Annotated in this window: 23 protein-coding genes; 8 read left to right on the top strand and 15 right to left on the bottom strand. The window is 73.6% G+C overall.

Features of this window, described 5'->3' with window-relative positions; all coding sequences use genetic code 11:
• Positions 1 to 224: 224 nt before the first annotated feature.
• A complete protein-coding gene (locus tag ACFZB3_RS38630; protein ID WP_391384937.1) occupies positions 225 to 1,175 on the bottom strand; it encodes a peptidoglycan-binding protein in 951 nt (316 codons plus the stop codon).
• Positions 1,176 to 1,351: 176 nt separating this feature from the next.
• Between ACFZB3_RS38630 and ACFZB3_RS38625 the strand changes: the two genes are divergently transcribed.
• A complete protein-coding gene (locus ACFZB3_RS38625; RefSeq protein WP_391384935.1) occupies positions 1,352 to 3,388 on the top strand; it encodes a DHA2 family efflux MFS transporter permease subunit in 2,037 nt (678 codons plus the stop codon).
• Here the strand turns inward: ACFZB3_RS38625 and ACFZB3_RS38620 are convergent.
• Together ACFZB3_RS38620 and ACFZB3_RS38615 are read right to left on the bottom strand one after the other, a co-directional pair.
• Positions 3,381 to 3,878 carry a GNAT family N-acetyltransferase gene (locus tag ACFZB3_RS38620; protein WP_391384932.1) on the bottom strand — a complete coding sequence of 166 codons (498 nt, stop codon included), beginning with the start codon at positions 3,876 to 3,878 and terminating at the stop codon, positions 3,381 to 3,383. The two genes, ACFZB3_RS38625 and ACFZB3_RS38620, sit on opposite strands and share 8 nt — an antisense overlap.
• A gap of 133 nt (positions 3,879 to 4,011) precedes the next feature.
• On the bottom strand, positions 4,012 to 4,446 hold the full coding sequence (locus tag ACFZB3_RS38615; protein WP_391384929.1) for a DnaJ family domain-containing protein: 435 nt from the start codon (positions 4,444 to 4,446) through the stop codon (positions 4,012 to 4,014).
• 91 nt (positions 4,447 to 4,537) lie between these two features.
• On the opposite strand from ACFZB3_RS38615, the gene ACFZB3_RS38610 reads away from it, so the two are divergent.
• On the top strand, positions 4,538 to 4,927 hold the full coding sequence (locus ACFZB3_RS38610; protein WP_391384926.1) for a hypothetical protein: 390 nt from the start codon (positions 4,538 to 4,540) through the stop codon (positions 4,925 to 4,927).
• 28 nt (positions 4,928 to 4,955) lie between these two features.
• Here ACFZB3_RS38610 and ACFZB3_RS38605 read toward each other — a convergent pair whose 3' ends face one another.
• The 3 genes from ACFZB3_RS38605 to ACFZB3_RS38595 form a co-directional block, all read right to left on the bottom strand.
• On the bottom strand, positions 4,956 to 5,627 hold the full coding sequence (locus ACFZB3_RS38605) for a class I SAM-dependent methyltransferase (RefSeq protein WP_391384923.1): 672 nt from the start codon (positions 5,625 to 5,627) through the stop codon (positions 4,956 to 4,958).
• 114 nt (positions 5,628 to 5,741) lie between these two features.
• Positions 5,742 to 6,911, bottom strand: a complete 1,170-nt coding sequence (locus ACFZB3_RS38600; protein WP_391384920.1) for a DUF2330 domain-containing protein — start codon at positions 6,909 to 6,911, stop codon at positions 5,742 to 5,744.
• 188 nt (positions 6,912 to 7,099) lie between these two features.
• Complete coding sequence (locus tag ACFZB3_RS38595; RefSeq protein ID WP_391384917.1) at positions 7,100 to 8,482, bottom strand: MFS transporter; 1,383 nt, start codon at positions 8,480 to 8,482, stop codon at positions 7,100 to 7,102.
• A 383-nt stretch (positions 8,483 to 8,865) separates the two neighbouring features.
• Between ACFZB3_RS38595 and ACFZB3_RS38590 the strand changes: the two genes are divergently transcribed.
• A complete protein-coding gene (locus tag ACFZB3_RS38590) occupies positions 8,866 to 10,974 on the top strand; it encodes a phosphatase PAP2 family protein (RefSeq protein ID WP_391384914.1) in 2,109 nt (702 codons plus the stop codon).
• Here the strand turns inward: ACFZB3_RS38590 and ACFZB3_RS38585 are convergent.
• On the bottom strand, positions 10,958 to 12,127 hold the full coding sequence (locus ACFZB3_RS38585; RefSeq protein ID WP_391384910.1) for a steroid 3-ketoacyl-CoA thiolase: 1,170 nt from the start codon (positions 12,125 to 12,127) through the stop codon (positions 10,958 to 10,960). The genes ACFZB3_RS38590 and ACFZB3_RS38585 overlap by 17 nt on opposite strands.
• Positions 12,128 to 12,414: 287 nt before the next feature.
• On the opposite strand from ACFZB3_RS38585, the gene ACFZB3_RS38580 reads away from it, so the two are divergent.
• Positions 12,415 to 13,650: a cytochrome P450 gene (locus ACFZB3_RS38580; protein WP_391384906.1), complete on the top strand. Its 1,236-nt coding sequence runs from the start codon at positions 12,415 to 12,417 to the stop codon at positions 13,648 to 13,650.
• A gap of 276 nt (positions 13,651 to 13,926) precedes the next feature.
• Here ACFZB3_RS38580 and ACFZB3_RS38575 read toward each other — a convergent pair whose 3' ends face one another.
• The 6 genes from ACFZB3_RS38575 to ACFZB3_RS38550 form a co-directional block, all read right to left on the bottom strand.
• Positions 13,927 to 14,340 (bottom strand): transglycosylase SLT domain-containing protein, encoded by a 414-nt coding sequence (locus ACFZB3_RS38575; RefSeq protein ID WP_391384903.1) that lies wholly within the window; start codon positions 14,338 to 14,340, stop codon positions 13,927 to 13,929.
• A 338-nt stretch (positions 14,341 to 14,678) separates the two neighbouring features.
• On the bottom strand, positions 14,679 to 15,488 hold the full coding sequence (locus ACFZB3_RS38570; RefSeq protein ID WP_391384900.1) for an ECF transporter S component: 810 nt from the start codon (positions 15,486 to 15,488) through the stop codon (positions 14,679 to 14,681).
• A complete protein-coding gene (locus tag ACFZB3_RS38565) occupies positions 15,485 to 17,179 on the bottom strand; it encodes an ATP-binding cassette domain-containing protein (protein ID WP_391384897.1) in 1,695 nt (564 codons plus the stop codon). The genes ACFZB3_RS38570 and ACFZB3_RS38565 overlap by 4 nt, the downstream gene beginning before the upstream one ends.
• Positions 17,176 to 18,405, bottom strand: coding sequence for a CbiQ family ECF transporter T component (locus tag ACFZB3_RS38560; RefSeq protein ID WP_391384894.1), 1,230 nt, complete (start codon positions 18,403 to 18,405; stop codon positions 17,176 to 17,178). Before ACFZB3_RS38560 ends, ACFZB3_RS38565 begins: the two co-directional genes overlap by 4 nt.
• The gene (locus ACFZB3_RS38555; protein WP_391384891.1) at positions 18,398 to 19,024 is read right to left on the bottom strand and encodes an SCO2322 family protein; all 627 of its coding nucleotides are present in this window, start codon (positions 19,022 to 19,024) and stop codon (positions 18,398 to 18,400) included. Before ACFZB3_RS38555 ends, ACFZB3_RS38560 begins: the two co-directional genes overlap by 8 nt.
• Complete coding sequence (locus tag ACFZB3_RS38550; protein ID WP_391384887.1) at positions 19,021 to 20,229, bottom strand: prenyltransferase/squalene oxidase repeat-containing protein; 1,209 nt, start codon at positions 20,227 to 20,229, stop codon at positions 19,021 to 19,023. Before ACFZB3_RS38550 ends, ACFZB3_RS38555 begins: the two co-directional genes overlap by 4 nt.
• Before the next feature lie 332 nt (positions 20,230 to 20,561).
• On the opposite strand from ACFZB3_RS38550, the gene ACFZB3_RS38545 reads away from it, so the two are divergent.
• Positions 20,562 to 21,212, top strand: coding sequence for a phosphotransferase (locus ACFZB3_RS38545; protein WP_391384884.1), 651 nt, complete (start codon positions 20,562 to 20,564; stop codon positions 21,210 to 21,212).
• Between the two features lie 18 nt (positions 21,213 to 21,230).
• Here the strand turns inward: ACFZB3_RS38545 and ACFZB3_RS38540 are convergent, their stop codons facing one another.
• Positions 21,231 to 21,584, bottom strand: a complete 354-nt coding sequence (locus ACFZB3_RS38540; protein ID WP_391384882.1) for an antibiotic biosynthesis monooxygenase — start codon at positions 21,582 to 21,584, stop codon at positions 21,231 to 21,233.
• Positions 21,585 to 21,678: 94 nt separating this feature from the next.
• A complete protein-coding gene (locus ACFZB3_RS38535; RefSeq protein WP_391384879.1) occupies positions 21,679 to 22,710 on the bottom strand; it encodes a hypothetical protein in 1,032 nt (343 codons plus the stop codon).
• Positions 22,711 to 22,977: 267 nt separating this feature from the next.
• On the opposite strand from ACFZB3_RS38535, the gene ACFZB3_RS38530 reads away from it, so the two are divergent.
• The 3 genes from ACFZB3_RS38530 to ACFZB3_RS38520 all read left to right on the top strand — a co-directional run bounded on the left by ACFZB3_RS38530 (position 22,978) and on the right by ACFZB3_RS38520 (position 25,479).
• Positions 22,978 to 23,559, top strand: coding sequence for a helix-turn-helix domain-containing protein (locus tag ACFZB3_RS38530; protein ID WP_391384876.1), 582 nt, complete (start codon positions 22,978 to 22,980; stop codon positions 23,557 to 23,559).
• 91 nt (positions 23,560 to 23,650) lie between these two features.
• Positions 23,651 to 24,223, top strand: a complete 573-nt coding sequence (locus ACFZB3_RS38525) for a hypothetical protein (protein WP_391384873.1) — start codon at positions 23,651 to 23,653, stop codon at positions 24,221 to 24,223.
• On the top strand, positions 24,223 to 25,479 hold the full coding sequence (locus ACFZB3_RS38520) for an MAB_1171c family putative transporter (RefSeq protein ID WP_391384870.1): 1,257 nt from the start codon (positions 24,223 to 24,225) through the stop codon (positions 25,477 to 25,479). Before ACFZB3_RS38525 ends, ACFZB3_RS38520 begins: the two co-directional genes overlap by 1 nt.
• Positions 25,480 to 25,537: the final 58 nt, after the last annotated feature.

Genomic DNA, 25,537 nt, shown 5'->3' with positions numbered 1-25,537 from the left:
GCCGGGTGCCGCCGCGCCCACCCGTGCCGCCCCAGCGGCACGACTGCCCGCAACTGGGGAGCTGACAAGGGGCGGCTGGGCAGCGCCCCGTCAGGGGCGCGGGGAACTGCGCGGCCAGCCCCCGCGCGCCCGCGGTCACAACACCACCGCAGCCCACCACCACAACCGTCCCGACCAGCACCACTCGATCGGCCTGCCCGGCAGCGCCCCCCTCGGCCCGCCCCCTACGGCTCCGTCGTCTCCGACTCCAGTGCCGCCCGCGTAGCCGCCCCGTACACCCCCGGCTCGTCCGTCAGGATCCCCCGCGCCAGCTGGTACGTGCGCACCGCGTCCTCCGTCCTGCTGTCGTAGTGGCCGTCGGCCGTCCCCGTGTAGAGGTTCAGCTGGGCCAGCCGCTGCTGGAGTTCCGTGACCTCCGCGCCGGTGTCGCCGGGGCGCAGGACCGGTGCCGAGGTGGGCCGTGCGGAGGCCGCCGCGCCTGCTGTCGTCGCCGACTCGGTGGGTGTCGCCGAGCGGGAGGGCGTCGGGGACGGGGTCGCACTGGATGGCGCGGGGGAGGACGGGGAGCGCGACGCGCTCGGGCTCGCCGGGCCGGACGGTGTCGCCGGGGGCGCGGATCCCGGCGAGGTGGCCGGTGCCGCGGCCGAGGGCGACGCCGTGCTCGGGGTCACGTCCGGGACGCTCTGCCGTACGTCCGCCGGTGCCGCCCCGTCCCTCGTCGGCGTCACGTGCGTGAACACTCCGCTCGCGAACCCCGCCACCGCGAGGATCCCGAGCACCGCCCCGGCGGCCGCCAGGATCAGGGGCCACCGGGGACGCCGGCGAGGCTCTTCCGGGTCTGCTTCGGGGACGTCACCGGGTACCGTCCGCAGCGGCACGGTCGCCTCGGCCGTGACCGGTGCGGCCGGCGGCGCCACCACCGGCAGCGGCGCGGTCTCCCCGCTGCCGTCCGGATCGCCCGTGGCCGCCGTGTCCGCCGCGTCCGCCTCGATGGCGACGTACGGCCGTATCCGCAGCGGGTCGAAGTCCTCGGCCGCCGCCTGTTCGGCCGTACGCGCGTCGCGCAACGCGTCGGCGGTCCGCCGGTTGCAGTCGCAGGAGGGGGAGCCGTCCGGCCCCTTCGGTGTCCCGCACTCCGGGCACTGGTGGCCCCCGCTCCCCGTCGTGTCCGTCACGGCGTTCGTCCCTCCCCTCACGAGCCTCCCCCTCACGAACTCCACAGATTATGCAGAGCACCCACACGTACGTTCGCCCGAATCCCTCGTCTCACAGACACCGAAAAGGACTCGACGGGCCATACCGGGTGGCAGCGTCCACGATGGAAGATGGCCGAAAGCCCCGGGAGGTCTCCATGGCCGTGGAAACGACGCACACTCCGGCGAAGGACGCGGAGCGCGTACCCGGCAATGTTCTGGTCCCGATCGGCGCACTGCTGCTCGGGCTGCTGCTGGCCGCGCTCGACCAGACGATCGTGTCGACGGCCCTGCCGACCATCGTCAGCGACCTCGGAGGGCTGGAGCACCTGTCCTGGGTGGTCACCGCCTACCTGCTGGCCTCCACCGCCGCCACCCCGCTGTGGGGCAAGCTCGGCGACCTGTACGGGCGCAAGCGGCTCTTCCAGCTCGCGATCGTGATCTTCCTCGTCGGGTCGGCGCTGTGCGGGATGGCCCAGAACATGGGCGAGCTGATCGGCTTCCGCGCCCTGCAGGGGCTGGGCGGCGGTGGGCTGATGGTGCTGTCGATGGCGATCGTGGGGGACATCGTGCCGCCCCGCGACCGCGGCCGTTACCAGGGGTTGTTCGGCGCCGTGTTCGGCACGACCAGCGTGCTCGGACCGCTGCTCGGCGGGCTGCTCACCGAGCAGCTGAGCTGGCGCTGGGTGTTCTACGTCAACCTGCCCGTCGGCGTGGTCGCACTCGCCGTGATCGCCGCCGCGCTGCACATCCCGCGCCGGACCGCCCACCACGTCATCGACTACCTCGGCACCTTCCTGATCGCCGCCGTCGCCACCTGCCTGGTGCTGGTGGCCTCGCTGGGCGGGACGACCTGGGCGTGGGGCTCGCCGCAGATCATCGGGCTGGCGGTCGCCGGGGCCGTTCTCGCCGTCGCCTTCGTGGCCGTCGAGGGGCGGGCCGCCGAACCCGTACTGCCGCTCAAGCTCTTCGGCATCCGCACCTTCACGCTCGCCGCCGTGATCAGCTTCATCGTCGGGTTCGCGATGTTCGGCGCGATGACCTATCTGCCGACCTTCCTCCAGGTCGTGCAGGGCATATCGCCGACCCTGTCGGGCGTGCACATGCTGCCGATGGTGATCGGTCTGCTGCTGTCGTCGACCCTTTCCGGGCAGATCGTCAGCCGTACCGGGCGCTGGAAGGTGTTCCCGGTCGCCGGCACCGGCGTGACCACCATCGGGCTGCTGCTCCTGCACCGGCTCGACGAGCACAGCTCGACGGCCCAGATGAGCGCCTACTTCTTCGTCTTCGGCCTGGGCCTCGGGCTGGTCATGCAGGTGCTGGTGCTGATCGTGCAGAACTCCGTCTCGTACGAGGACCTCGGCGTCGCCACCTCCGGCGCGACCTTCTTCCGCTCCATCGGGGCCTCCTTCGGCGTCGCCATCTTCGGTTCCGTCTTCGCGGGCCGCCTCGCCGACAAGCTCGCCGACGCCTTCCGGGGCGTCCGGCTCCCGCCCGGCGCCACCCCGGACGCCCTCAAGGCCGACCCGCGCGGCATCGCCGCCCTGCCGCCCGCGCTGCGGCCGGCGGCCCTGCACGCGTACGCGTCCTCGATCACCGACGTCTTCCTCTACGCCGCCCCGGTCGCCCTCATCGGGTTCGTCCTCGCCTGGTTCCTCAAGGAGGACCGGCTGCGCGGCTCGGTCACCGCGCCGGACGCCTCCGAGACCATCCCGCCCAACCCGGTCCAGCGGTCGTCGTACGACGAGTGCTGCCGGGCGCTGTCCCTGCTCGGCACCCGGGAGGGGCGCCGGGAGATCTACCGGAAGATCAACACCCGGGCCGGGTACGCCGACCTGCTGCCCGCCTCCGGCTGGCTGCTGCTGCGGATCCGGAAGTACGGCTCGGTGGAGCCGGGGCGGCTCGCCGAGCGCGGCCCCGTCCCGATGGGCGTCGTCCTGGCCGGCGCCCGCCAGCTGGAGGAGCGGCACCTCGCCGACCGCCTGGGCCTCGGCCTGTCCCTCACCGGGCAGGGCCGCGAGGTCGCCGACCGGCTCGCCAAGGCCCGTGAGGACTCACTCGCCGACCTCCTCGGCGACTGGTGGAGCCCGGACCGGCCCACCGACCTGGACCGGCTGGTACGGGAGCTGACCGACGAACTCTGCGGCACCGAACGTGAACAGCCGCAGAACCCGGCGGCACGCGGGATCAGCTGACGAGTTCCTTGCGGAACCAGTGCTCGGCGTAGACGTCGTCGTTGTGCGGCCCGGTCTCCGTGTAGCCGAGCCGCGCGTACAGGGCGCGCGCCTCGGCCAGGTCGGTCCGGGTGTCCAGGACGATCCGGGCGGCCCCGAGGGCACGGGCGGCGTCCTCGGCCGCCGCGACGAGCAGCGCGGCACCGCCCCGGCCGCGCAGCGGCTCGCTCACGAAGACCCGGGTGAGTTCGGCGGTGGCCGGGTCCAGGAGCCGTACGCCGGCGCTGCCGGCCGGCTCACCGCCGTACCGCGCGATCAGCAACCGGCCGGTGGGCGGGGCCAGTTCGGAGCCCGGCCGGGCGGCGATCCCCCGTTCCAGCTCGGCCGGGTCGGTGCGGCGGCCCTCGTGGCGCAGGTACCAGCGGTCGCTGACCTCCGTGTAGTACGCCCGCCACAGGGCGCGGGCGGCGGCGGAGTCCGGCTGTTCCGGGGCGATCGTCCAGAAGGTCATGGACCGTAATCCCAGAAGGATCTCGCCCGCCCGCGCAACCGGATATGCGCGGCCCCGGGAGGGCTGGTTCACCGGTGGGTGCCGGTGCCGGTGCCGGTTCCGATGCCGCTTACGGATCCGGTTCCGACGCCGCCTACGGTTCCGGATCCGGTTCCGCCGCGGCCGCCGCCGCCCGGCGCTCCCGCCACTCGCGTACGACCTCCTCGACGTCGTACGGCTTCTTGCCCAGCGGGGGCCCGGGCGGCGGCTTGAACATCATGTCGCGGATCCTGACGTTGACATCCGTGATGATCTCGCGGACGATCCGCTCCGAAGGCGCCGCGTAGGCGGCCGTCAGCGCGTCCTCGGCCTCCTTGCGCAGGGCGAGCGACGGCGGCAGCATCGCCAGGCCCTCCCGGGCCAACTTCCGCTTGACCCACCACAGTTCGTCGTACGACGTGTCCTGGCCGTCGGGCAACAGCTTGCCGGCGCCCGGCAGTTGATCGAACTCACCGCGCCGCTGGGCGTCTTGGATCTGCTTGTCGACCCAGGACTCGAACGGCACCCCGGGTGGCTTTCGCTCGGTCATGACTCCATTGTGCCGGACGCGGCCCGGCCGGGCGTTTTATCATGCGCCGGAGATCCACGAAGGATTCAGGAACCGCGCAGGGGGAACGCACGTGCTCGAACTCACCATGGCCTCCGTGTCCGGAGAAGCGGGCGAGACGGCCGGCATGCTCATGGCCGACGCGCCCAGCGACCCGGGTGCCGTGCTGCGGGTGGGCCGCGACGCCGCCGCCTGCCGGCTCACCACGCCCGACGACTGGCTGTTCGTCTCCCGGGTGCACCTGGAGTTCCTGTGCGGGCCCGAGGGCGGCTGGCAGGTCACCTGGCTGCGCGGCTCCCAGGCCGAGCCGTCCTCCGAGGTGCTGCTGAAGGTCGGGGAGTACGCCCAGGCCATTACGTACGGCGGGACCGTCGCGCTGCCCCGGGGCGGCTCCGGCGAGATCGTCGTCCGCGACCGCACCGCCCCGCGCAGCGTCAACGTGGGCTTCTACCACGAGGGTTGAGCCACGCCCTCGCGGTGATCCGGCCGGGTCAGTCGAGGACCCGGGCCAGCGCGAAGCCGTCGTAGCCCTTGCTGCCGACCGTCTGGATCGCCGTGCCGGTCAGCCTCGGGTGGGCCGCGATCAGCTCGATCGCGGCGCGGGTGCCGACCACGTCCGGCTCGGCGCTCTCGGCGTCGACGACCCGGCCGCCCCGCACCACGTTGTCGACGATGATCAGGCTGCCGGTGCGGGTCAGCCGGAGCGCCCACTCCACGTAGTGCGGGTTGTTGGCCTTGTCGGCGTCGATGAAGACCAGGTCGAAGGGGGCCGGGTTCTCGTCGGCGAGCTTGGGCAGCGACTCCAGGGCGGGCCCGACCCGCACCTCGACGATCTTCTCCAGACCCGCGCGGGCGATGTTGCGGACCGCGACCTCGGCGTGCCGGGCGCTGTACTCCAGCGAGATCAGCCTGCCGTCGGCGGGCAGCGCCCGGGCCAGCCAGATGGTGCTGTAGCCACCGAGGGTGCCGATCTCCAGGATGTGCCTGGCGTCCTGGATCTGGGCGAGGAGCTGGAGCAGCTTGCCCTGGTTGGCGGTGACGTTGGCGTGCGGGAGCTCGTTCGCCTCGCTCTCCCGCAGGGTCGCCTGGAGCGACTCGTCGTCCGGTGACAGATGGCTGGTGAAGTAGAAGTCGACGTCGTCCCAGAGCTGAGAGCCGCTCATGCGTCCGCTGCCTTTCGCCTATGCAGATGGCTGTCCGGTGGTGACAGCTACCTGGATAGCACTACTGAGGCGGCGGACGCGCCGGTGATCCACCGCCCCGGTGCCGCACGGAACTCAGCCGATCGGCGCAGGCGGCGTCGGTGGCTCCGTGGGTGCCGGCGGCTGTGCGGGAGGCTGTGCGGGAGGGGGCGGTGGGGCCGGGTGGCGGGAGCGGCGTACGGCCGTGAGCGCGGTGACCGTGACGACCAGCACCAGCGCCGCGCCGACCGTCAGCAGCCACGCCGGGATCCCGGCCACCTCGCGCAGCCGGTCCTCGTAGACGACCTGCTGGACCGGGGTGTCCGAGGCCGCCCGCCGCAGCACGTGGTCGGCGGAGATCCGGGACGGGTACGGGAACTCCTGGCCGATCGCCGTCAGGTACGGGGTGCCGGCGGCCAGTTCGCCCAGCTCGCCCGTCGGGTGGCCGAGCCGGCCGGCGTAGACGACCCGGGGGCGTTCGCCGCCGATCGCCGAACGCGGCTCCATGCGGTGCGCGGCGAGGACGTACAGGCCGAGCGACTGCGGGGTGGCCGCGAGCCTGGACAGCCGCATCGGGTAGACCGGGCGGTCGCTGGCGAAGGCGAGGTGGAGCGGGTCGAGGGCGCCGTGCAGTGTGGTGTCGGAGGTCTGGGGCGCGAGCCGGACCGCTACGTACTCCCAGTGGTCCGCGACGTAGGGCTGGAGCGCGGTGTCCAGGCGGGGCGGGACGGGGAAGCCGTTGCTGCGCAGCCAGCCGTCCAGGGCGCCGGAGTCGGTGGCGGTCAGCTGGGCCACGTCGAACGGGCCGAGCCGCTGGCGGTCGACCACGCCGACGCGCGGGGCGGAGGCGCGCGCGCCGGGCGGGCCGGGGGAGGTGGCGCTGCCGGTGGTGAGGGGCCAGTCGCCGTCCTCGGGCCAGAAGTGGTGGCGGGTGCGGTGCGCCGGGGCGGTGAGGGTGTGCAGCTGGTCGAAGAGGGCCGGGTCGGCGAGGGCGACGGTGGCGCGGTGCGGGACGGGCATGATCCAGGCGGCGCGGTCGGCGTCGCCGTCGACCGTCAGACGCATCACGATCTGTTCGCGGGTGCCGTCCCAGCGCAGTACGGACTCCTCGCGGCCGACCGTGACCTGCTGGGCGGCGTCGGGGACGAGGGCGCCGCAGGCGCAGGCGAAGGCGGGGGCGGCGAGCCAGCCGAGCTGGATGCCGGTGAGGATGAGGAGGACCGCGAGTAGACGTGTCCGTCGGCGGGGTCGCCGCTGGCCGGTCATGAACAGGTGCCCTCCGCCCTACCGCCGATCAGGACTACAGACGGTATAGCGGAGGGCGTCGTACCTGGAGCCGTTCCGGACAGCCACCGTCTGTCTGCCGACGGTACGGGCCGACGGGGCGGATTGTTCGAACGGTGCAGGTGGGTGGGGGGTTTTGCGCAGTTCCCCGCGCCCCTGAAGGGGCGCTCCTACCGAGGCGCCTCGACAGAAGGCGCCGAGCCCGGCAGGGGCTTGCCCGCCGTCTCCGCCATGCGCCATACCGCGAAGCCGCCGATCACCGCCGCCGCCATCATGTAGTACGCGGGCATCATCATGTTCCCCGTCGCTCCGATCAGGGCCGTGACCACCAGTGGGGTCGTGCCGCCGAACAGGGACACCGACACGTTGAAGCCGATCGACAGGGAGCCGTAGCGGACCCGGGTGGGGAAGAGGGCCGGGAGGGCGGCCGGCATCGCCGCGGTGAAGCAGACCAGGAGGAGGCCCAGGGCGCCCATGCCGAGGGCGACCGCGAGCAGGCTGCCCTGGCGGATCAGGAGGAGGGCGGGGACGGAGAGGAGCAGGAAGCCCGCGCAGCCCGCCGCGATCACCGGGCGGCGGCCGACGCGGTCGGTCAGGGCTCCGGCGAACGGCTGGACGATCATCATCAGCGTCATCACGCCGAGGACGACCAGCAGACCGTGCGTCTCGTCGTACTTCAGCTCACTGGTGAGGTAGCTCGGCATGTACGACAGCAGCATGTAGTCGGTGACGTTGAAGACCAGCACCAGGGCCATGCACAGGAGCAGGGCCGGCCACTGGCCGGTGATCATCTCGCGGAGCGGGACCTTCGGGCGGGACGACTCCGCCTTCTCGACCTCCGCGGCGAACGCCGGGGTCTCCTCCAGGCGCATCCGCAGGTAGAGGCCGATGATGCCCATCGGGCCCGCGATCAGGAAGGGGATGCGCCAGCCCCAGGAGGTCAGGTCGTCCGTGGACAGCAGGGCCGTCATCAGGGTCACCAGGCCGGCGCCGCCGATGTAGCCCGCCAGCGTGCCGAACTCCAGCCAGCTGCCGAAGAAGCCGCGCCTCTTGTCCGGCGCGTACTCGGCGATGAACGTGGACGCGCCCGCGTACTCGCCGCCGGTGGAGAAGCCCTGGACCAGGCGGGCGGCGAGGAGCAGGAGCGGGGCGCCGACGCCGATCGTCGCGTAGGACGGGATCAGGCCGATCGCGAAGGTGCCCGCGGCCATCATGATCATGGTGACGGCGAGGACCTTCTGGCGGCCCACGCGGTCGCCGAGCGGGCCGAAGACCATGCCGCCGAGCGGGCGGACCAGGAAGGCCGCGGCGAAGGCGCCGAACGTGGACAGCAGCTGGGCGGTCGGGTTGCCCGACGGGAAGAAGACCTTGCCCAGGGTCACCGCGATGTAGCTGTAGACGCCGAAGTCGAACCACTCCATGGCGTTGCCGAGCGCGGCCGCCTTCACGGCGCGCTTCACCAGCGCGGGGTCGGTGACGGTCGGGGCGGTGGCGGTGGCCGTACGGGGGCCGGGGAGCCGGTGGGACGGGGTGACTGCTGTGGCGGTCGCCAAAACGGGGCTCGCCTACCTTTCGTGGGGGACAGGGGGCGCGGCCCGTACGGCGGTGGACGGGACGAAAAGCGACGATAGGAGTACTTGAGGGCGTTACGTCGCGTACGCGTTTACCTGCATAGTGCAGCCAAACGCGGTGTACGCAGGGACGTCTGCCCGCTCCCGCAGGGGTATGCGCGTTGCGCACTGTGATCCTTGTCGCGCTGGGCGATGTCAACCCCACCCCCGGGGCACTGTCGTCTTCCGGACAAAAGGCGGACGGACGTCAGGTGAAGTGGGGGTTGCCTGCGTCTCTGCCCAGTGGTGATGGGAGCCTCGTAGGGTTCTCGGAGCGATCGAGCGGACCAGCAGGTGTGCGTAACGGGGCGGGAGGCCGGCGAGGCGTGGCGAATGTGGAACACAGCGGGCGGGCAGCGGACGCGTTCGGCGGGGCGGCGGCGGGGGCGCGGTTCCGGATGGTCCGGCTCGCCCTGTGGGCGGTGGCCGCGATCCTCGTCGTACGGCAGCTGGCCGTGGTCCTCGCCACCCCGAGCGGGGAACGGCTGACGGACCTGGAGACCTGGGTCGGCCCGGACGGCGTGCTGCACGTCAAGGGCTCCCTGTACGACTCGACGCAGTTCACCGGCACCCCCTTCGGCGGGCTGGTGCTCAAGCCGCTCACCAGGGCCGCCGAGCAGGCCCTCGGCTGGGGCTGGACCTTCGGCACGCTGCTGCTGGTGGTCGCCCTCGGCCTGGTCGCCGCCCGCGCGCTGCCCCAGCCGGTGAGCCGCCGCACCTCGCTGCTGGCCGCACCGGTCGCGATCAGCCTGCTGATGCTCTCGCTGCCGGTCCGCAACACCCTCTGGCTCGGCCAGACCAGCATCATCCCGGTCCTGCTGGTGCTGCTCGGCTGCTTCGCCGCCCGCGGGCAGCGCGACAGCGGAGTCTGCATCGGCCTGGCCGCCGCCCTCCAGCCGGCCCTGCTGCTCTTCGCCCCGCTGCTGTGGTTCACCGGCCGCCGCCGGGCCGCCGTCGCCACCGGCGCGACCTTCGCGGTGTGCACGGCGCTGGCCTGGGCGGCGATGCCGCACGACTCGTACACCTACTGGATCCACCACATGGCCGGCGCCGGCCTCGGCGGCGAGGCGGACGCGCTCGCCAACCAGTCGCTGCACGGCGCGCTGCTGCGGTTCGGGCTGAGCGGCCCGCTGGAGATCGCCCTGTTCCTGACGCTCGGCGCGGCCGTGGCCGTCGTCGCGCTGCGCCGCGCGGTGCGCTACGCCCGCGACGGGCAGCTGCTGCTCGCGGTCGCGATCACCGGCTGCGCGGTGGTCGCGGTGTCACCGGCCGCCTGGCAGCACCAGCTGCTGTGGGTGCTGCTCGCGGTGGTCGGCCGGGCCGGGCGGCGCGCCGCCGACCGGACCGTGTGGCCGGCCGTGGTCGTCCTCGTGATGACGCTGCCGGCCAAGGCGATGCTGCCGAACCAGGCGCTCTTCGTGCCCGTGCGCGACAACACGATCCTGCTCGCCGCCCTGGCCGCGGCCACGGTCGTCCCCTTCCTGTCCCGCACCGCCCCGGAGTTCGTCCGGCCGGTCCCGACGGACTACGCCGAGCCGGTCCCGGCCCGCTTCCGGCAGGTCCCGCTGGCTCCCTCGCTGCGCCGGGTGCTGACCCGCCCCAACCTCTTCCTCGAACTCGTCGCGATGCGGCTGGTCTACTTCGCCTACCAGCAGATACGGCTCGCCGCCGCCGGGGACGGCAACGGCACCTCCGGGCGGGCCCGGGCCGAACACCACGGGCGCCAGATCCACGACATCGAGCGGTTCCTGCACATCGACATCGAGCACTGGGCCAACCACACCGTGTACGGCATCGGCTGGCTGCGGAGCTTCCTCGACTTCTACTACGAGTCCTTCCACTTCGTCGTCCCGCTGACCGTCCTCGCCGTCCTCTACGTCCGCCGCCCGGTCGACTACCGCTGGGCCCGCACCGCCCTCGGCTTCGCCACCGCGTTCGCCCTGATCGGCTTCTGGCTCTACCCGCTGGCCCCGCCCCGCCTGATGCCGGGCCTCGGCATCATCGACACGGTGCACGGCCCGCAGGACTTCGCCAAGCCGGACTACGGCACCCTCACCCAGCTGACCAACCAGTACGCGGCGATGCCCTCGCTGCACTTCGGCTGGTCGCTGTGGTGCGGGATCGTGATCGCCGTCGTCGCCCCGAAGTGGTGGCTCAAGGCCTTCGGCCTGGTCCACCCCCTCTTCACGGTCTCGGCGATCATCGGCACCGGCAACCACTGGGTGCTGGACGCGGTGGGCGGCGCGGCCGTGGTCGGGGCGGGGTTCGGGGTGGGGTATCTGCTGCAGGGGCCGAGGGCTGCAGCGCCCCGAAGGGGCGCGGGGAACTGCGCGACCAGCCACGACGGCGCCGCGGACGAACGGCGGCCCGTTGCGGCAGTTCCAGCTGACCGCTCACAGCCGCCGTCCGGAGCCGCTCCTACAGCCGCTGGATGATCGTCCCGGTCGCCAGGCCGCCGCCCGCGCACATGGTGACGAGGGCGAACTCCTTGTCGGTGCGCTCCAGTTCGTGCAGGGCGGTGGTGATGAGGCGGGCGCCGGTGGCGCCCACCGGGTGACCCAGGGCGATCGCGCCGCCGTTGACGTTGACCTTGTCCAGGTTCTGCTCGAAGACCCGGGCCCAGCTGAGCACCACCGACGCGAACGCCTCGTTGATCTCGACGAGGTCGATGTCCTTCAGGGTCATGCCGGCCTTGCCGAGCACGGCGCGGGTCGCGTCGATCGGGCCGTCGAGGTGGAAGTGCGGGTCGGCGCCGACCAGCGCCTGGGCGACGATCCGGGCCCGGGGGCGGAGCTTGAGGGCGCGGGCCATGCGCTTGGACGCCCACATGATGGCGGCGGCGCCGTCGGAGATCTGCGAGGAGTTGCCGGCCGTGTGGACCGCCGTCGGCATCACCGGCTTCAGGCCCGCCAGCGCCTCGGCCGACGTGTCCCGCAGCCCCTCGTCCCGGTCGACCAGGCGCCACATGCCCTGCCCCGCGTGCTGCTCCTCCTCCGTCGTCGGCACCTGGACGGCGAAGGTCTCGCGCTTGAAGCGCTCCTCGGCCCAGGCGTGCGCCGCCCGCTCCTGCGAGAGCACCCCGAGCGCGTCGACGTCCTCCCTGGTCAGGCCCCGGTTGCGGGCGATGCGCTCGGCGGCCTCGAACTGGTTGGGCAGGTCGACGTTCCACTCGTCGGGGAACGGCTTGCCCGGCCCGTGCTTGGAGCCCGAGCCCAGCGGCACCCGCGACATCGCCTCGACCCCGCAGCTGATCCCGACGTCGATGACCCCGGCGGCGACCATGTTGGCGGTCATGTGCGAGGCCTGCTGCGAGGAGCCGCACTGGCAGTCGACGGTGGTGGCCGCGGTCTCGTAGGGCAGCCCCATGGTCAGCCAGGCGGTACGCGCGGGATTCATGGACTGCTCGCCGGCGTGGGTCACCGTGCCGCCGACGATCTGCTCGACCGCGTCGGCGGGGATGCCGGTGCGGCCGAGGAGTTCACGGTAGGTCTCGCCCAGGAGGTAGGCGGGATGCAGGTTGGCGAGCGCGCCGCCGCGCTTGCCGATGGGGGTGCGTACGGCTTCGACGATCACGGGTTCCGCGGCCATGGGGGCTCGGTCCTCTCCTCGGTCACCCGCGCGGCGCAGGGGCGTCCCGGCCCGGCCCGCCACGCAGAACTAGAACGCGTACTAGTTCTGGGTGCAGTCTGCTGACAGTCCGTCCACAACCGCAAGAGGGGTGCATGCAATTGGGGTGACCGTGCCCCTTGCGAGTTGTAGAACCCGTTATTACCTTCACGGCAACCGGCATTTCTGATGGTCCGTCAGAACGGCTGTCGGAGCGACCGCCGGAACGCCGGCACATCCAGGTCCGTACACGGTGGGAGTGAGTCGCCATGCCCTGTCCCGCGCTGCCCGACGGGTTCGACCTCACCGACCCCGATCTGCTCCATCACCGGGTGCCGCTCCCGGAGTTCGCCCAGCTGCGCCAGGCCGAACCGGTCCGCTGGATCGAACAGCCGCACGGCCTCGCCGGGTTCGCGGACGACGGCTACTGGGCCGTCACCCGGCACGCGGACGTCAAGTACGTCTCCACGCACCCCGAGCTCTTCTCGTCCTGGCTCAACACGGCGATCATCCGCTTCGGCGAGCACATGCAGCGGGACGCGATCGACGCCCAGCGGCTGATCCTGCTGAACATGGACCCGCCCGAGCACACCCGGGTCCGCCAGATCATCCAGCGCGGCTTCACCCCGCGCTCCATCCGCGCCCTGGAGGAGCGGCTGCGCGATCGCGCCGGGGCGATCGTCGAGGCGGCCCGCGCCCACTCCGGCCCCTTCGACTTCGTCACCGAGGTCGCCTGCGAGCTCCCCCTCCAGGCGATCGCGGAACTGATCGGCATCCCGCAGGACGACCGGGCCAAGATCTTCGACTGGTCCAACAAGATGATCTCGTACGACGACCCGGAGTACGCGATCACCGAGGAGGTGGGCGCCGAGTCCGCCACCGAGCTGATCGCCTACGCGATGAACATGGCGGCCGACCGCAAGCAGTGCCCGGCCAAGGACATCGTCTCCACGCTGGTCGCCGCCGAGGACGAGGGCAACCTCGGCTCCGACGAGTTCGGCTTCTTCGTGCTGATGCTCGCGGTGGCCGGCAACGAGACCACCCGCAACGCCATCACCCACGGCATGCACGCGTTCCTGACCCACCCCGACGCCTGGGACCTCTACAAGCGCGAGCGCCCGGCGACCGCCGCCGAGGAGATCGTCCGCTGGGCCACCCCGGTCAACTCCTTCCAGCGCACCGCCACCCAGGACACCGAGCTGGGCGGCAGGTTGATCCGCAAGGGCGACCGGGTCGGCGTCTTCTACGCCTCCGCCAACCACGACCCCGAGGTCTTCACCGACCCCGACTCCTTCGACATCACCCGCGACCCCAACCCCCACCTCGGCTTCGGCGGCGGCGGCCCCCACTACTGCCTCGGCAAGTCCCTCGCCGTCCTCGAAATCGACCTGATCTTCAACGCGATCGCCGACGCGATGCCGGACCTGCGCCTGACCGGCGACCCGGACCGGCTCCGCTCGGCATGGATCAACGGGGTGAAACACCTCCGGGTCACCACGTCGTAGACCGCCTTCGCCACCCCCCCTCGGACCCGGGCCGACGGCTCCCGGCGCCGCCGGCCCGTCCCGAGGGAGGCAGGAGCACCCCCTCCCTACGCCCCGTTCCTGCCTCCCCCGAGACACCGGTCACCGCCCCCTCCGGCGGTGTCCGGACATACGTCGGCACCCTCGCCCAGGAGAAGGGGCGAGGGTGCCGGGGTTCAGGGGCGCGCGGCGCCGGGGATCAGCGGCGGGTGCGCGGCTCGGCCGCGATCGACCGCGGGTGCGCGCGGGTCGGCCGGCTCAGTACCAGCCGTTGGCCTGCCAGAAGCTCCAGGCGGCGGTCGGGCTGCCGTAGCGGGAGTTCATGTAGTCCAGACCCCACTTGATCTGGGTGGCGGGGTTGGACTTCCAGTCGGAGCCGGCGGACGCCATCTTCGAACCGGGCAGGGCCTGGACCAGGCCGTAGGCGCCGGAAGAGGAGTTGGTGGCGGAGGGGTTCCAGCCGCTCTCGTGCGAGACGATCTTGCTGAAGGCGTTGAACTGCGCGGCGTCCGGAATCATCTTGTGCGCGATCGACTGGGCGGAGGAGGCCGACGTGGTGGCGGCCTGGGCGGGCGCCGCGGTCAGGGCCAGGCCGGCGGCGGCAGCGGCCACGGCGGCGGTGGTGAGGGCCTTCTTCGGGGAAGCGATGCGGCGGATGAAGGAGACGGACACGGAGAACCTCGTTCGTCGGGGACAGGGAGTCGCCGTGTGCTCCGGAACCACCCGTGGGGGCTGTCCGTGTGCGTCGGCGCCGCGGCCCGCTGGGGGCTCGTGGTGCCTGGCGACGTCGTCCAGACAAGCAGGCCGGAAAGCCGTCCGCAATCACCCCTTTTACTAGTGGTGGTCGCATAGGCGGGTTTGGTCCGTTGTGTGGCGTGGCTCTCAAACCGCAGGTCAATGGGGATGGCAAAACGGACATAGCAGAAAAGTCTGACTACTGTTCCGGATCGTAGGTGACGTGCGTCATGTGGGGTGCTTCACCGGTCCCGTCACCGGACGCGTACGACGCCTCACGTCCCGGGGCCGTCGAATGTGACCGCGGTCTCGAAGGCGGCCCGCCGGGTGGCCCGGCGCAGCGCCCGCAGCAGCGCCGGACCGAGGAGAAGGGTGAGGACGACCGTGCACAGGGCCCGGCCCAGGTTCCAGCCCATGGCGGTGGCCAGACTGTAGGCGAGGAAGCGGGCCAGGTTGGCGGCGGGCCCGGCGTGCGGGTCGAAGGCGAGGTTCGAGGCGGTGCCCGCCAGCAGCGGCCACCCGGCCAGGTCCACGACCAGGCCGTAGGCGAACGCGGCCAGGAAGCCGTACCCCGCCAGCAGCGCCAGCTCACCGCGGCCGCGCAGCCGCCCGGCGCCCGGCAGCAGGCCGGCCCCCATCGTGAACCAGCCCATCGCCAGCATCTGGAACGGCAGCCACGGCCCCACCCCGCCGGTGAGCAGCGCCGACGCGAACATGGTGAGCGAGCCCAGGGTGAACCCGAAGCCCGGCCCGAGGACCCGCCCGCTCAGCACCATCAGGAAGAACATCGGCTCGATCCCGGCGGTGCCGGCGCCGACCGGCCGCAGCGCCGCCCCGGTCGCGGCCAGCACGCCCAGCATCGCCACCGCCTTCGGGCCCAGCCCCGACTCGGCGATCGTCGCCGCGAGCACGGCGACCAGCAGCACCAGCAGACCCGCGAAGAGCCAGGGCGCGTCCTGGGCGTGCGAGGCGATCCGGGAGGAGGGCGGGGCGAGGAAGGGCCAGCCGACGGCGACCACCCCGACGGCACTGACGAGGAGCAGGGCCGCCAGGGAGCGGGGGCCGAGCCGCACCGGGCCGCTCATGCCAGGGCCTCGCGGACCTGGGCCACGGTGAGCCACCGCTGCGGGGCGAGGATCTTCGTCACCTGCGGTGCGAAGGACGGCGAGGAGACGACGATGTCGTCGGTCGGCCCGTCCGCGATGACCTCGCCCTCCGCGAGCAGCACCACCCGGTGCGCGAGCTCCGCGGCCAGCTCCACGTCGTGCGTGGCCAGCACGATCGCGTGCCCGTCGGCGGCGAGCCCGCGCACCACGCCCACCAGCCGGGCCTTCGCCGCGTAGTCCAGGCCCCGGGTCGGCTCGTCGAGCAGGAGCAGCGGCGGCCGGGCGGTGAGCACGACGGCCAGCGCGAGGGCGAGCCGCTGCCCCTCGGAGAGATCACGCGGGTGCGTGTCGTCCGCGACCCCGGGAAGCAGCTCGGACACCAGCCCGCGGCAGGTCCCCGCCGCCGCCCCCGCGTCCCGGTCGGCGGCCGCGCACTCGGCACCGACCGTGTCGGAGTACAGCAGGTCACGGGGTTCCTGCGGGACCAGCCCGACGAGGCGCACGAGGTCGCGCGGGCGCGTGCGGTGCGGGACCGCGCCGCCGACCCGCACCGTGCCGGAACCCGGCTCGACGAGCCCGACCAGGGCGCCCAGCAGCGTGGACTTCCCGGCGCCGTTGCGCCCCATGAGCGCGACGGTCTCCCCGGCGGCGACGGTGAGACCGACCCCCCGCAGCGCGTCCACCCGGCCCCGGCGGACGCCGAGGGAGCGGACCTCGGCGAGTGGAACCGCGGGGCCGGCCGTGGGATCGGCCGCGGGACCGGCTGTGGGATCGGCCGCGGGACCGGCTGTGGGACCGGCCGCGGGACCGGCTGTGGGACCGGCCGCGGGCCGTGGCTCCGGAACCCGCCCGGCGAGGCGCTCCCGCAGCCCGCCCGCCGCCACCCGGCGCCGGGCGTCCCGCACGGTCATCGGCAGCGGCGACCACCCCGCCAGCCGCCCCAGCTCCACCACCGGCGGACACACCGGCGACACGGCCATCACCTCGGCGGGCGTCCCGCACACCGGTGCCGCCCCGTCCCCCGGCAGCAGCACGACCCGGTCGGCGTACTGCACGACCCGCTCCAGCCGGTGCTCGGCCAGCAGCACCGTCGTCCCCAGGTCGTGCACCAGCCGCTGGAGCACGGCCAGCACCTCCTCGGCGGCGGCCGGGTCGAGGGCGGAGGTCGGCTCGTCCAGCACCAGGACCGCGGGATGCGGGGTCAGCACCGACCCGATCGCGACCCGCTGCCGCTGCCCGCCCGAGAGCGTGGCGATCGCCCGGTTCCGCAGCTCGGCGAGCCCCAGCAGATCGAGCGTCTCCTCCACCCGCCGCCGCATCACCGCCGGGGCGATCCCCAACGACTCCATCCCGTAGGCGAGTTCGTCCTCCACCGTGTCGGTCACGAAGTGGGCGAGCGGATCCTGGCCCACCGTGCCGACGACGTCGGCGAGTTCGCGGGGCCGGTGGGTACGGGTGTCCCGCCCCGCGACCGTCACCCGGCCGCGCAGGGTGCCGCCGGTGAAGTGCGGCACGAGCCCGCTCACGGAGTTGAGGACCGTCGACTTGCCGGTGCCGGACGGGCCGACCAGGAGGACCAGTTCGCCCTCCGGCACCTCGAAGTCGACACCCTGCACGGCGGGCCGGGCCGCGCCGTCGTAGGTGACGGACACGTCCTCGAAGCGGATCACGACGGCTCCTCCTCGGAATCCCCGGGAACGATCAGGGCGGGCAGCAGGCCGAGCAGCACGGCGGCCGCGGGCCAGAGCGGAAGGGCGGGGGCGACCAGCGGTACGACGCCGGGCTGCAGGGCCGCCGGATCGCGGACGGACGCCAGGGTGAGCAGGGCGGCGACGGCGGCGCCCGCCCCGGACACCAGCCAGGCCCGCGCGTCCCAGGGGTCCGGCCGGTACCGGGTGCGCGGCGAACGCCGGCCGCCGAGCCGCAGCCCCGCCAGCGCGGCGGCCACCCCCGCAAGCAGAAGAGGCAGTCCGTAGCCGCCGCCCTCGGTGGTGAGCAGCCCGTACAGCCCCGCGCAGACGCCGAGCAGACCGCCGAGGGTGAGCGCGGCCGTGGTACGGCGGACCCGGTCCGGGACGTCGGCGCTGCGGCCGTACCCGCGCGCGTCCATCGCGGCGGCCAGGGCGACCGAACGCTCCAACGCGCCCTCCAGGACCGGGAGTCCGACCTGGAGCAGGCCGCGGACGCCGGAGTCGGGCCGGCCGCGCAGCCGCCGGGCGGCCCGCAGCCGCTGCACGTCGGCCACCAGGTGCGGTGCGAAGGTGAGCGCGACGACCACGGCCACGCCCAGCTCGTACAGGGCGCCGGGCAGGGACTTGAGCAGCCGGGCCGGGTTGGCGAGCGCGTTCGCGGCACCGACGCAGATGAGGAGGGTGGCGATCCGGAGCCCGTCGTAGAGCGCGAAGACGAGTGCCTCGGCCGTGACCTTCCCGCCGAGGCGGATGCCCTGGGCCCAGTGCGGGAGCGGGACTTCGGGGAGGGTGACGAGGGTGTGCGCGCCGGGCACGGGGGAGCCCAGCACGACGGTGAACGCGAGGCGCACCAGGAGCACGGCGAGAGCGAGCCTGGCGAAGGCGCCGTAGGAACGCGCCCACGGGGCGGACCGGCTGCGGCAGACGGCCACGACGTACGCGGTGACCGTGATGAGCAGGGCGAGCAGAAGGGGGTTCGTGGTCCGCGACGCGGCAACACCGAGAGACAGCGACCAGAGCCACCAGGCACCGGGGTGCACGGGGGAGCGGCGCTGGTACCGCGGCACGGGGTGTTTCACTCGCCCACGCCCACGGCGTGCCGCCGCGCCCACCCGTGCCGCCCCAGCGGCACGGACGCGCCCCGTAAGGGGCGCGGGGAACTGCGCGGCCCGCCCCCACCGGCCCGCACTGTGACGCTCACGCATTCCTTCGCCGCCGTGCCTGCCAGAAAGCGCCCGCGGCGAGGACCACGACAACTCCCGCCCCCGCCACCAGTCCGAGCGACGGCCCGCCGTCCGACGTACCCCCGGCCACCCTCGCCGCCACCTTCTCCCCGCACCCCCGCGACGGATACCCCCCGATCGCGCACAACAACGCGTTCGTGTCGTACCGCAGCGGCTTCGCCACCGTCGCCAGTGCCTCCGCCGTCGTCGCGTCGTCGGACACCACCGCGCAGGCCGTCCGCCGCGCGGGCGGGCTCTCGCCCGAGGGCGCGTCCGCCGGCGTGCCGAAGTCGAGGACCAGCCCCACCCGCTTCCGGCCCCCGACGGCGGGCGTGTCCGCGCAGATCGTCCCGAAGTCCGCCGTGCCGCGCGGGCGCGACGCGTCCCCCGAGTCCTCGCTCACCGCGAAGCGGAAGCCCTCGACCGAGCCGTCGGCGGGCCGCGCGGTCGACGGGCCCTGCGTGGCGTACGTCCAGCGCGCGCCGTCCCGCTCCCAGAAGGACCAGTAGCGGTAGCCGGTGGCCGCCGCCGGCCCGGTGGCCGTCGCGCACAGCGCCAGCGCGGCCAGGAGCAGCAGCGCCGCCCGGCGGACCGCGGTCACAGCTGCCGCTGCTTGCGGCGGCCGCTGAACAGGAAACCGATGCCGATGCCGGCGACGAGCCCGGTGCCGACGATCCACCACACGCTGTTGCCCGACTTCTTCGCGGTCTTCTTCCCGGTCTGCTGCGCGGCGGCGGCCTGCGGCGCCGGGCCCGTCGCGTTCAGCGCCGTCACCAGGTTCGTGCCGCCGAAGTGACGCGGGTCCGCGCCCATCGCGTGCGCGGCGAGGATCAGTTCGGCGTAGGCCGCGGGCCCGCTCTGCCCGGCCCAGGGCGCGGCGTGCGTCTCCAGCCAGGCGTACGGCTGCTTCGCCTGCCCGGTCCAGCCCTGCGCGGCCAGCGCGACGACCGCGTCGGCGGTGTTGCCGTAGTCCGGCTGGGGTGCGGCGCCGGCGAGCGCGGAGACGAGGTGGCCGGTCCCGGACATCGCGCCCGCCAGGTACGCGGCGCCGTTGCGGGCCACCTCCTCCCGGGTGAGGGCCCGGTCGGAGCCGGCGCAGGCGGGGCCCTTCGCCGGGGCCTTCCCGGCCGTCGTCACGAACCCCTTGCCGAGGGCTCCGAGCACCCCGGCCGCGGTCGCGTCCGCGTTGGCGGCCAGCTTCCCCTTCTGGTCCGGCTGGTAGGCGAGGGCACCGCCGCCGTCCTCGGCGCAGGGGAGGGACCACTTGGCGAGGAGGTCGTACGGCGACCGTTCCGCGCTCGCGTCGGCCGCCGCGAGCGCCCCGACGACCACGCCGGTGGAGTTGGTGTCGCTGGGCGAGCCCGGGGTGTAGCCCCAGCCGCCGTCCTTGTTCTGCTGCGACTTCAGCCAGGTCACCGCCCTGCCCGCGGCGGCGTCGTGCCCGCCGACCGCCTTCAGCGCCTGCACGGCGGCGGCCGTGCTGTTCGTGTCGACGGCCACCTTGGCGTCACAGGCCGCCGTCGGCTCGGCGCGGAACGCGGCGAACGCGCCGTTCGCGCACTGCTGCCCGGCCAGCCAGTCCACCGCCTTCACGGCCGGGGTCACCCCCACCGCGCGCTGGGCCAGCAGGGCGAGGGACTGGCGCCAGACGCCGTCGAACTTCGGGTCCGCACTGCCGTACAGCCCCGACGGGAGTACGGCCGACGCGGACGGCGAGGGGGAGGCGGCGGCGGTCGCCGCCGGCGTGGCGGTACCGATGACGGCGGTGGCGGCCAGTACCCCGGCGGTGCGGCGGAGGACGGTCATGGTCGGCGGGTGCCTCTCCCTGCGGGGAGCCGGGCAGCACGGGACACCCCGGCGGCTCGGCTCCGTAAACCTCGACGGTGCCGTGCGACGACGGGTGCCGGCGCACTTGAGCCGATCAACGTCCGGGCGGGGCGGTCCGGCTCGCCACTTGAGGGAGTGGCTCACGGATTGGGGTCTCCCCGGTTCGAGCGAAGCCGAGAATCGGGGAAGGGTCAGCGCCGGAATTGCACCGGCTTCCCCCCGTACGGGTGATGACGACCCGGCTACTTTACCGGCCGCCCGCGGGAAGCTGAGAGGGGGCTGTGCGGAGACCGTTTCGTTATGGTCATGCCATGACGGGGAGGCTGCTCGGGTCGGGGCGTTCGGCCGACGTGTACGAGATCGACGAGGCGTGGGTGCTGCGCCGGGCCCGGGACGGCCGGGGGGACGCGGCCGCCGAGGGCGCGGTGATGGCGTACGTACGCGAGCACGGGTACCCGGCGCCCCGGGTGCGGCCGTCCGGGTCCCGTACCGATCTGGTGATGGAGCGGCTGTCCGGGCCGACCATGCTGGCGGCGCTGCTGGCGGGGGAGACGGACGCGGCGGAGAGCGGCGCGCTGCTCGCCGCGCTGCTGCGGCGGCTGCACGCCGTGCCCGGCCGGGACCCGGCCGACCCCGGCGCCCGGGTCCTCCACCTCGACCTGCATCCGGACAACGTGATCCTGGCCCCCGACGGCCCCCAGGTCATCGACTGGACCAACGCCGGGGACGGGCCGCCCGGACTCGACTGGGGCATGTCCGCGGTGATCCTCGCCCAAGCGGCCCTCGGCGAGTACCCGTTGGCCCACGACCTGCTGGCGGCCCTGCTCGCCGATCCGGGCGGCCTGACCGGGGAGGGGCTGGCGGAGGCCCTGCGCCGGCGGGCGGCCGACCCGGCGATGAGCCGGGGCGAGGTCGAGGTGCTCGGTGCGGCGGAGCGGTTGATCCGGACGATCGCCTTCTAGGCCTGGGCCGGGCGCCGGCTACCCCCGCGTGAAACCGTGGCTGCGCTCCACCTTCGCCACGTGCAGGGTGTAGCTCTCGTACCACTCGGCCCGCCCGCGCTTCTGTGCCGCGCGGTGCTCGGCGTCGGTCCGCCACCGGGTGAGCGCGTCCGCGTCGCGGAAGTACCCGACGGTGATCCCCAGCCCGCCGGGGGTCTGCGCGTGGTCCATCCCCAGGTACCCGGGGATGTCCTTCACCAGGTCCTCCATGCGTGCGTTGGTCTCGGGGTAGCCGCTCTGGTCCGCGGTGCGCACCGAGGTGAACACGGCCACGAAGTAAGGGGGTTCAAAGGCCTCGACGGGCGTGACAGGCGCTTCCGGGTGATTGCTCATGGCGGCACCGTAGGGCGGGACGCGCCCGGCGATCCAGTGTCTTTCCCGAACGGGAGGCGCACGGGATCCAACTCTTGACCGAAGTCGCCGGAGGCTAGGCCGCGTTCGCGAGCGGGGCGATGCCCGCCGACAGGTGGCGGGCCATCCGGCGCAGCGCGCCGTGGCAGTCGGCCGGGGTCTCGCCGACCGCCACCCAGAGGGCCAGCCGGTCGGCGGCGGTGGCGTGCGGGCCCGCGGTGACGTGGCTGCCGGTGTGCCGGGTGAGGAGCATGCGGTCGGCGCCGGGTTCGTCGGCGGCGTCGGGGGAGAGGTCCAGGTGGTCGAGGCGGCCGGTGGCGGCCGGGTAGGCGAACTGCACCGCGGCCGCCCGCTGCCGCGTGGGCGTCGTGTCGGCCGCCTCGCCGGTGGCCAGGGCGGCCGCGGCCCGGGCGAGGTCGACGCCGGTGGCCCGCCTGACGAGGAGCGGGATCAGGTCGCCCGGGAGATGCGGGGCGACGTCGGTGACCCGGGGGCCGCGGTCGGTGAGGGCGAGGCCGATGTGCAGGACACCCCGGTCGATGCCGAGGGCGTGCACGGTGCGGTCGACGGCCAGGCGCAGGAAACGGTTGTGCAGCAGGCCGTCGTGGGCGTGCACGGTGTGCCGCAGCGGCTGCCGGGCGGGCGCCGGGCCCAGGGTCGTACGGGTGATGGCGGCGATGCGGATCTCGCCGTCGAGGACGACCGTCTCGGCCGAGACGCGGGGCGCGCCCGGGTCGGCGGCGGGAACCGTGTGAGCGGCCAGCAGGGCGTGCAGCGAGGGCGGGTCGGTACAGGCTTCGGCCGCGGCGAGGGAGGGGCCGGGCAGCCCCAACTGCCCGGCGATCCTCGCGGCGGCGACCGCGTACTCGCCCGAGTAGGTCAGCACGCCGCGGACCCGGTGCCGGGCCGCGAACCGTACCACCGCCGACGCCGTGGCGCCGCCTTTGCCGGGGTCCGCCGCGAGGTGACCGGCCAGGCACGGCTGTGCCCAGGCGGGCGGCGCGGCGTCCACCAGCAGCACCGGGCGGGCCGAGGCGATACGCGTCAGCACGAACTCGTCGTATGCGCACCGGAGGCCGGCGCCGAGGAGCAGGACGGGCTGCGGCATCGGTTCGCCTCACCTTCTGGGGAGGAGGCGGGGCGACTGGTCGCCCCGGGTGCCGCTCCCCCATCGGCGGCACCCGGGGCGGGTCTGTTCGACCGTGGCCTGGTGACGTGATCCTTTCCTGTCGGTCCGTCATATGTCAACGATTGCTGCCCTCTTGCGCAGTGGTCCTTGTCATGTCTGGTGGCCGGGACCGGTGATTCGATAGCCTCGCGTCTGCCCGGCCCCGCTCGGCCGGCCGACCGATCACGCGCGTCCAGGGGGACCTTGGTGAGTGACGCCCATGCCCCGCTGACCGGCGTACTGGAGCGGCTCGGGGAGCTGACCGGACGGCCCGGACGGCTCTGCGAGGTCCTGGACGTGGCCGATCTGTCGTACCGCACCGGCATCCCGGTCGGGGTGGTCGCGGAACTCCTCGCGGGCGGGCCCGCGCCCGAGGGCGGGCTCGCCGAACGGGTCCGGCAGCGGCTGGACTTCATCCGCGAGCACCGGCGCAGGCCCGACGGCAAGCGGTACTCGCTGGGCGAGCTCGCGACGATCGCCGGCACCAGCAGGCAGTGGCTGAGCGAGTGGCGCAAGAGCGGGCTGCCGAGCCTCGAACACACCGACCGGCTGCGGCGGTTCTTCGGCCTTCCGCCCGGCTTCTTCACCGCCGACGAGCCGGAGGCGCTGTGCGAGGCGCTCCAGCCGGTGCTCCAGGGCCTCCAGGCCCAGGCCGACCCGCTCTCCCGGCTCCGCGAGAGCGGCCTGGTCCGGCTCGCCGCCCGCGCACCGCAGATGAACCCCCGGCAGCTCGCCACGCTCGCCGACCTGGCAGAGATGATCATCAGCTCCGAGAGTGCCGCCAACTGAGCGCCGAGCAGGCCGTTTCACGACTTCGAGGATGCCGAATGCCGTTAGGAATGCCGTCCGGAAACACGACCGCCGGCGAGGACGACGACGCATGAGCCCGAGACGATCGCCCAAGCGGTTCCTCGCCCAGCTCGTCCGGGACACCGCCCGCACGCTGGAGCCGCCGACGGACCCCGAGAGCTTCCTGCACGCGCTGTGCGTGACGCTCAGCCCGACGCTGGACCGCCCGGTCAGACTCAGGTTCGTCGCCTTCCCGCCTGGGCTCGACGTCTCCGGGATCACCCTCGCCAAGGACGACGAGTACATCGTCGTCGTCGAGGAACGGGCCTCCGGCGCCCACAAGTTCGTGATCGCCGGGCACGAGATCGGCCACATCCACTACGGCACGCTGGACGTCCACTACCAGGCCGGCACGCCCGCCGCCGCGCGCCGGCTGCTGGCCCGCGCCGACGAGGACGTCCCCTGGGACCGGGTCGTCGCCCTCGCCACCCGCTCGCCCGCCGCCCCGGCCGCGCAGGCCGAGTGGGAGGCCGAGGAGTGCGGGCTGCGGCTCGCCGCCAAGTTCCGCAGGGTCGTGGGTCCGTACGCGGCGACCGGCCGGCCCTCCCAGGACACCCTGACCGACCGCCTCTCGTCCTCGCTGGGCAACATCGGCGGCCCGTGATGCCCGGGGACCGGAACTGGCACTGGGACATGGCGGGTTCCTTCGCCGCCTACGCGATCCCGGCGGTGCTGCTGGCCGTGGCCTTCGTGATCAAACTGCCGCTGCTCAGACGCGCCTGGCAGGACCCGATCCTGCGCGCCACCGCACTGCTGCTCGGCATCGGCGCGATCGTCTTCGCCTCCCTCCCGCCGGGCAACCTGCACCGCATCAACGAACTCACCGGCGTGCCCAACTTCGCCGGGGTGTGGGTGTATTCGCTGCTGACGGCCTACTGCGGCGCCTGCCTCTGGCTGATCATCACCTGGCGCGAGCCGCCGTCCGCCGCCCGGCGCCGCAGGACCCGCCTGGTGTGGACCGCGTACGCCGTCATCATCGTCGGCCTCTGGGTGACCTTCGCCCTCGGCGACCACCACGTCGAACGGCTCCGCGACCTGGACACGTACTACGCCAACACCCCCTGGATGCGCGAGCACACCATGCTCTACCTCCTCGCGCACATGGTGTCGGCCGTGGTCGCGGCGGGCATCCTGTGGGCCTGGTTCCAGGAGATCGCCGACCGGTGGCTGCGCCGGGCCGTGGTCTGCCTCCAGGTCGCCTACGCGCTCGGCTTCGTCTTCGACGTCGCCAAGGTGGCCGCGATCGCGGCCCGTTGGGCGGGCCGCGACTGGGACTACCTCTCCACGTACGTCGCCCCGCCGTTCGCCATCGTCGAGGCGTTCCTGGTCGCGGTCGGCTTCATCGCCGGCCAGGCCGGACCGTACTGGGACGAACACCGAAGCCTGCGGCGCACCCACCGCCGCCTGGAGCCGTTGTGGCGGGCGATGCTGACGGTGGGCGCCGCACCGGCACCGGCCACCGGCCGCGTCTCGGGCGCCGAACTCCGGCTGGAACTGCGCAGGGCGGCGATCAACGACGGCCTGCTCAGGCTCGCTCCCCACCTGAGCGGGGAGCGGCGGGAGCGGGTCCGGCACGCGGCGCTGGCCGAGGGCCACACCGGGTCCGCCGCACGGGGGATCGCCGGGGCGGTGGACATCCTGGTCGCGGTGGACGCGCTGCGGGCCGCGGGCGAGGGCACGACGGCGGCTCGCACCCCGCACGCCCCGCCGCGTCAGGACACCCCGCGTCACCATGCCCCCGCAGACGTCCCCGACGGCGATCTGGAGTCCGTGGCGTACGCGCTGCGGGTCCACTCGCAGGTCATAGCGGCGTTCCGTCGGCAGGAGGCCGCCGCGGAAGGCTTCCGCAGCCATGTCTGACGGAGCGGCCGCAGTGGGCCGTCGTGCCGCGACGGTCGTCGACGGCAGCACCGCCGGA

Origin of the sequence: Streptomyces sp. NPDC008092, assembly GCF_042957285.1 — a bacterium.
GTDB lineage: Bacteria > Actinomycetota > Actinomycetes > Streptomycetales > Streptomycetaceae > Streptomyces.
The sequence above is the reverse complement of the archived record's forward strand: the minus strand, read 5'-3'. Positions and strand labels throughout refer to the sequence as shown.